This is a genomic window from Nocardia sp. NPDC005998 (genome assembly GCF_040614395.1).
GTDB lineage: Bacteria > Actinomycetota > Actinomycetes > Mycobacteriales > Mycobacteriaceae > Nocardia.
The window spans coordinates 53,834-60,233 of sequence record NZ_JBEXUI010000018.1; the positions used below are offsets into that span (position 1 = coordinate 53,834).

Consider the following 6,400-nt stretch of genomic DNA (forward strand, 5'->3'; position numbering starts at 1 on the left):
AACCCCGTTTCCCCCAGTTCACCAACGAACCACCGGCTCGGGGTGATCGTGCGCCGGCAGGGCGGCTCCTATGAGCCCGGCATGTACGCCTGACGAACTGGTCAGCAACCGAATCCCACTCAGGCCCAGGATCATTCGATCCGGATATGGGGATTACCCCGGCGTGGCGACCCGCCGACCCATGCACCCTTCCCCTTCAACAGCCCACGTTCGACCAATTACTACAGCAAGGAATGCACCATGGATACTCGTTTGAACCTCTTCGCCAGCCCGGTCGTCGCCAAGGCGCTGGGGCACTACGGGGCCGCGGCCCCGGTGCTCATCGGCGAGTCGACGCTGTCGACCGTGACTCAGAACCTGGTGATGATCCGCGCCAGCCAGATCAACGGCGACGGCTACGCCACCGACGTCCACACCAAGAACGCCGCCCGAGCAGGGGAGAGCGCCACACGCATCAACCTGGTCGCAGTGTGGCGAGAGTCCACGGTGTTCACTGACGCCGAGCGCGCCGCCCTGGAACTGACCGAGCAGGGCACCCGCATCGCCGATGGCGGCGGTGTCACCGACGCGGCCTGGGGCAACGCCGCCGAGCACTACGACGAGGACCAGCTCGCCGCGCTGGTGGCGTTCATCGCCCTCATCAACGCCACTAACCGCTTCGCTGTCATCAACCGCCAGCGCGGCGGCAACTACCAGCCCACCCAATCCGCATAACCGGCCCCAGGCGGAGAAATCGTGGTCAGGGATTTGAGACTGCGGCTGGTGGTTACGGTGTGAGTGAGACTTCGCAGGTCAGGACGTTCTGCACTGCGCCCCGGCGGTATCGAATGATGAAGAAATGCCACTGTTTTGAGACTAGAGGTGGTGGTGGAGGCGTGAGACCAGATCTGAAGCCGTAGGTCACAGCCTCGTGAGATGCCATGACTTTCCGGCCCCTACAGGATGTTCGGATGCTGGGACCGACAGACGAGACGAGCGGCGGCTGGACGTGGTGTAGGCGCTGTTGCGGGAGCAACAGCGCCCACGAGCCCCGTCCAGCGTGCGTGCGAGCGGCCTCACAGCCTCGGTGGCGTGGGTCCCCCGCGTTCTGCTAGTAGCCGCGGTGGATGCACAGCAGTTGGTCTTGCGTGCCGTTCTTGTCGCGGTAGGCGATGAGTGCTGGGCCCTGGGCGCTGGAGTGAGCGCCGAAGCGAGTGTCGTCGCTCCAGTCGTTGCCGTTGAATCGGGTCCACCACAGTTGCTTGTCGTTGGTGGCGCCGCGGTGCGCGCAGTACAGGTGGTTGTCGTAGACGGCCAGAGCTGGGCCTTCGGTGCTCTTGTGGGCGCGCAGCTTGCTGTCGCCGTGCCACCTGCCACCGCTGAAGCTGTTCAGGTACAGATCCGACGAGTTGTAGGCGGTATACATGGCATACAGGGTGTTCTTGTAGACGGCCAGCGCGGGGTTGGAGTTGGTCTTGCCGGGTATGGAGCCTTCGCTGCCCCAGCTGTTGCCGGTAAGGGTTCGCCAGTACAGCTGGTTGTTGTTGTAGCCCTTGTAGGCGCAGAACAGTTTGCCGTCGTAGACGGCCAGGCCCGGACCGTGACTGGTCCTGCCACCGATCTGGACATCGTCGCTCCACCTGGTGCCGTCGAAGGTGGTCCACCACAGTTCGGTTTGGCTGCCACCACCCCGGTGCACGCAGTGCAGCTTTCCGTTGTAGGCGGCGAGGGCTGGGCCGGCCCCACTGGTATGGGCGCGGAACTCTGTGTCGTCCGACCAGCCGGTATCGGGGTCGTAGGCGGTCCACCAAAGCTTTTCGTTGTTGTCGCCGCGGTGCACGCAGTACAGTTTCCCGTTCAACGCGGCCAGGGCGGGGTTGGACTTGGATTTGTGGGCGGCGAACTTCTCGTCCTGGTTCCAGCCTTCTGCGGTCTCGTAAACGGTCCACCACAAGCTGGTGTCGTCCTTGGGTGCCAGGGAGATCGGGATGAGCATGCCCGGAGCGATCCACGGGGAGACCAGCCGGCATCCGTAGGTCTCGCCCACCGCCTTGATCCAGTTGGCCTTGAGCTTGCAGGCTGCGTCGATCAGTGGCGCGAACGGTTTCAGCTTCGGGAACTGCTGCAAGGCCGTGCCGATGTACTGGGTGAGATGGGCAGCCGCAAGGGCCCCTTCCTTGTTGAGGACCATCTCGAACCCCCACCACTTCGTGTTGAAATGGACTTCGATCCCCTTGGCGGCCATTTCACGCTGTGCGTCTCGGATCTGTTCCTGGCTCGCCCGCGGCAGCTCAGCGATCTGCTCATCCTCCAGACGCCGCGCCTCCGCGAGCCGCTCGGCCGCGATTTTCTGCGCCTCCGTCTCGCTCACCGTGTACCCCGGCTCCACCTCCTCCCGTGGAACGCCCTGCTCGATCAACTCCGCGATACCGGCGTCGCCCTTGCCGTCAGTCTGCTGGGTAGCCTCTACGATCGGATGTGTTTTGGACATGGCTCGATTCCGTTCTGTCGGTGGTCGACCAGTGGAACTTTGCGCGAAGAACGGCACCTGGTGTCGCCGGTGCCTTGCCCCCTGAACAAGAGGATATCCGCTTCGAGGTCGTCGGTGCTTCGGCTTTGTTCGAAAAGTCCGCATGATCCTGGTTTAGAGGAGCCAACTGAACCGCATGGGAGGTTCAGGCCTTACCTGAACTGACGCAAGCTGCGGGACGTGCGAGTCGGGTCCCGAGTGATGCCGTCCGGTGAGTGCCGTTGGCGGAGAGCGCCCCCCGATCGACGTTGCCCGAAACAACGATTCACTCTGGATGCTTTGCAGCGGCAATGGTGGCATTGCATACCAGCACCGCATATTGTGAGCCGGACTTTCTGGTGATGAACCCGATCGATCTGGGCAACGTGCGACTGCTCAGGAACTCCTTGGGTGACTACATCGTGGGGCCGCCCGCACAGACCGGTGTCGGTATGTTGTGGGAGCTGAAGGTCGTCGATTCCCCGACAATGCCGCTCGGGACGATGCTCATGGGCAATTCCGACCTTGCTGCCCGCGTGTTCATTCGGCAGAACATGTTCGTAATGTCAAGCAATGCACCGGGATTCGCGAAACACATCACTAGCTCCGTCGTGAACGGAGAGGTTGACCATCGGTGCGATTCGACCCGCCGCGATGTGCACAGTGACTGGCCTGGGCAGCGGAACGGCAAGCTAGACCGGCTCCGGGCTGTCCGGGGGTACGTGAACCGGCGTACCCCCGGAAAGCCGCAGGGAGGGCTCGTCGGGTCTACTGGCGCAACAGTTACGTCAATGCCCTGTCTGCATTTACCGATCGGTCGTAGCGTGGGGGCTATGAGTGTGGTCGGTGCCGAGCGGCTGAAGAATGCCCGGAAACGGGCAGCGATGACACAGCGGGACCTGGCGGCCGCGTCCGGTGTCTCCCTGTCGCAGATCCGGAAGATTGAGCAGGGGGAGTACGAGCCCCGCCTCGAGACGCTGCGCATGTTCGCGGTCGCGATGAACATCCGTACCTCGCAGCTTCAGGAGGTGCCGGACTATCAGGTGCCTGATATCGACACCTCGACGCAATGGGAAGCGGTTTTCCCCGCCTTGTTCGGCAAGGCTCCGCAACCCGACGAGCCCGCAACCGCTGCGGGCGTCCAAGCCGTTCTCGACGGCGTCCAAGCGATGATCAGCGCGGACCGGTATCGCGAGGTGACCGCGCTACTGCCGTCCCTGCTGCGTGATGTCGACAGCCTCGGGGACGCGCGGGCAATACGGTTCCGGGTCCTGAACTTGACCGCGTCACTGCTCGCCCAGACTCGCCAGTTCGATGCCGCCGACATGGTGCTGAGCCGCGCTATCGACGCCGCCGAGAACGCCATCGAAGCCGCGACGGTCATCGATACGATGCTGTGGGCGCTGCTGCGTCAGGGCCGTCTCGACGACGCCCGCTCGATGGCGATCAAGTGGGCCGACGATATCGAGCCCCGGTTCTCGCGCGCCAGCTTGCAGACGGTCGCGATATGGGGCCGCCTGTGGTTGAAGATCGCGAACGCTGCGGTGCGCGACAACCAGCCGGGCGAAGTCGAAGACGCCTTGTCGATGGCTCGAGCAGCGGCGTATCGCATCGGGCGCGACATCTACGCCGAGCGGCTGTTGGGTCGTACGTTCGGCCCGTTGGAGGTCGCATACATCAGTGCGGAGTCGTTCGTGATCGCGGGAGAGCCTGAGAAGACCTTGGCGATTGCCGGTCAGGTTCCGATTCCAGCTATCGAGCCCACCGGTGCGAGCAGGCTCCGGCATCGGCTGGACGTGGCCAACGCACACACCCAACTCGGTCATTACGGCGATGCCTTGGACGAGATGCGGCGTGTGCAGCGGATAGCGCCGGAATGGCTCGTACAGCAACGGTATTCGCGTGACATCCTTGGCAAGATCGTGGCCAAAAGGCGCACGTTGACGCCGGAAATGCGGGAGTTGGCGAACGGGATTCAGCTCGAATACTGAGGTCGAACATTGATCCAATTGGGACGAATGTTGCTGCGTCGCAAGTCATCCCATCAATGACACTTTGAGGCGACCCGTTCCAGAAGTGCCATAGGAATCGCGGACCGCACGGTGTGACCCTCAGGTTGGCACCCGACGCCGCTTCGTAGCTGCCCGGTCTTCCGCCCTGACCACCGGGAAGTGTGAAGTCTGGCGTCCGGTGCCTCAACCCACCGGACACCACACCGAGGCGGCACCACATGACCGCGGAACTCATCGCCACCCTTCTCACCATCGCAGCCGTCTTCCTGCTCGGCTGGCTATTGTTCTTCTTCTTGCCCTGGCTGATCGACCGCGACGATTCGGTTCCCGATGGCGCGATCTCGGCCGCCGACATCCTCGAACGCGTTGCGGCGCAAGGTTCGCTGCGCACCGACTCGTGGGAACTCGAGCCGTCGCATCGCGCACCAGCCGAGCCGTACACCCCGGAGCAGGCGCACGCCGAGATGCAGCGGCATCGCAAGTGCGGCACCGACCTGTGCCCGGCGAAGTATTCGGCGTTCTGGACGCTGGTTGACGCCGGGCGCGCGGTCCCCGGCCCAGGGGTCACCCGATGACGCCCTCGCTCGACAGCACCGACGACGCGGACGAAGACCGGCCTGCTGGCTGGGTCCAATACGACGATGGAACATGGGCAGCGGTCGGCGAAGACGGAACACCTGGTGAGCCGTTCATGCTCGACGTCGGCAGCCTGTCCGAGTCCGATGTTCCCGAAGCGCTCGTCGCGGCCGTAACCTATATCGACCCGCTCGACGCCCACGACCACGCCAACGCGTTCGACAACGACATTGCCCCGCAGCAGTTCGTTACGCCAACCCTCGAGCAGCTCACCGAACTATTCGAGCAAATGTCGGCGGCAGGCTGGGGCTCTCCGGGTTCGCAAGAAGTTCAACCGTAGCCCTAGAGGCCACAGTCGAGGGACCAATTGGTCCTCAATTGGGGGTACGGGAATTCCCGTACCCCCAATGTCGTTCTGTCCACCTCGAATTCGTTGGCGCTTCCGCGTGGAGCCGGCGATGATCGGTGGGTGGATGTCACCACCTCGGACGGCGGTTCCTGGCGAATTGGAACCGACACGGAGAGCGCGTGGATCGCGGACGGTACGTCGGTCGGCCTGACCATCGTCTCCGCGATCCCGCCGGTCTTCGACAGCTACGCCACGATCGTGGTGCCGGAGGACGACGACGTGGCGTGGGAAGCGCTGGATCGAGCGCTGGTGTCGGTCCTGCGCGTTGAGTCGGCGAACGAGCGTTGGTGGTTGGGATACCTCGATAACGGCGTCGACGACGTCGTCTTTCCCGAAGCTCCCCGGGTGATCTTGTATGCCAATTGGCACTACGTGCTGGTCGAGGCGGGGCCGGAGCAGGCGCTCAGCTGGCGCAAGCTGACTTGGCGTCAACGCCGTAGCCTGCCCGACTTGATTTTTCCGACCGACCGCTGCTGGCTGGTGTCGCGGTTGTTCGACGACGACTGGATCTGCGTCGGCGGGCCTGCCGGACTGGTTCACAAGCTTCTTCGCCATCCCGACCTCGAGACACGTCGAGTGGAACTCGGGCAGGACGCGACTCCCCCCGGCCACATCGCGATATAGCCACGGATTCGGGGTAAGGCGCGGGAGAGGATCGACGACGTTGCGGACGGAGAGAGTTCGACTTCCGCGCAAAATCAGCTCTCGCGCAAATCTTCTGGTTTCGGCCCGGCGTGTCGTGCCGAGCGTCGGCATATGAGGGTGTCGAAAGTGTGCGTGAGCTCCGCTGGCCCGACGCGAGTGCAGTTAGCAGGGATACCCGGCTATAGCCGGGCCAGCTTCGCCCACGCCGAGAGTATTGCCCACCACCAGCGAATCCGGGCGAGCACCCCATGTTCGACCGGTGCACGTGGG

General features: G+C 63.7%; 6 protein-coding genes. 5 read left to right on the forward strand and 1 reads right to left on the reverse strand.

What is annotated here, in order from left to right; all coding sequences use genetic code 11:
* The first annotated feature begins 240 nt into the window (after positions 1-240).
* Positions 241-714 (forward strand): carboxymuconolactone decarboxylase family protein, encoded by a 474-nt coding sequence (locus ABZ293_RS23425; protein WP_355183780.1) that lies wholly within the window; start codon positions 241-243, stop codon positions 712-714.
* A 376-nt stretch (positions 715-1,090) separates the two neighbouring features.
* Here ABZ293_RS23425 and ABZ293_RS23430 read toward each other — a convergent pair whose 3' ends face one another.
* Positions 1,091-2,470: a hypothetical protein gene (locus ABZ293_RS23430; RefSeq protein WP_355183782.1), complete on the reverse strand. Its 1,380-nt coding sequence runs from the start codon at positions 2,468-2,470 to the stop codon at positions 1,091-1,093.
* Between the two features lie 380 nt (positions 2,471-2,850).
* Here ABZ293_RS23430 and ABZ293_RS23435 point away from each other — a divergent pair, with 380 nt between their 5' ends.
* From ABZ293_RS23435 to ABZ293_RS23450, 4 genes are all read left to right on the forward strand, one after another.
* Positions 2,851-4,479: a helix-turn-helix domain-containing protein gene (locus ABZ293_RS23435; protein WP_355183784.1), complete on the forward strand. Its 1,629-nt coding sequence runs from the start codon at positions 2,851-2,853 to the stop codon at positions 4,477-4,479.
* 239 nt (positions 4,480-4,718) lie between these two features.
* Positions 4,719-5,075 (forward strand): hypothetical protein, encoded by a 357-nt coding sequence (locus tag ABZ293_RS23440; RefSeq protein ID WP_355183786.1) that lies wholly within the window; start codon positions 4,719-4,721, stop codon positions 5,073-5,075.
* On the forward strand, positions 5,072-5,416 hold the full coding sequence (locus tag ABZ293_RS23445) for a hypothetical protein (protein WP_355183788.1): 345 nt from the start codon (positions 5,072-5,074) through the stop codon (positions 5,414-5,416). The genes ABZ293_RS23440 and ABZ293_RS23445 overlap by 4 nt, the downstream gene beginning before the upstream one ends.
* 129 nt (positions 5,417-5,545) lie before the next feature.
* Positions 5,546-6,109, forward strand: coding sequence for a hypothetical protein (locus ABZ293_RS23450; RefSeq protein WP_355183790.1), 564 nt, complete (start codon positions 5,546-5,548; stop codon positions 6,107-6,109).
* Positions 6,110-6,400: the final 291 nt, after the last annotated feature.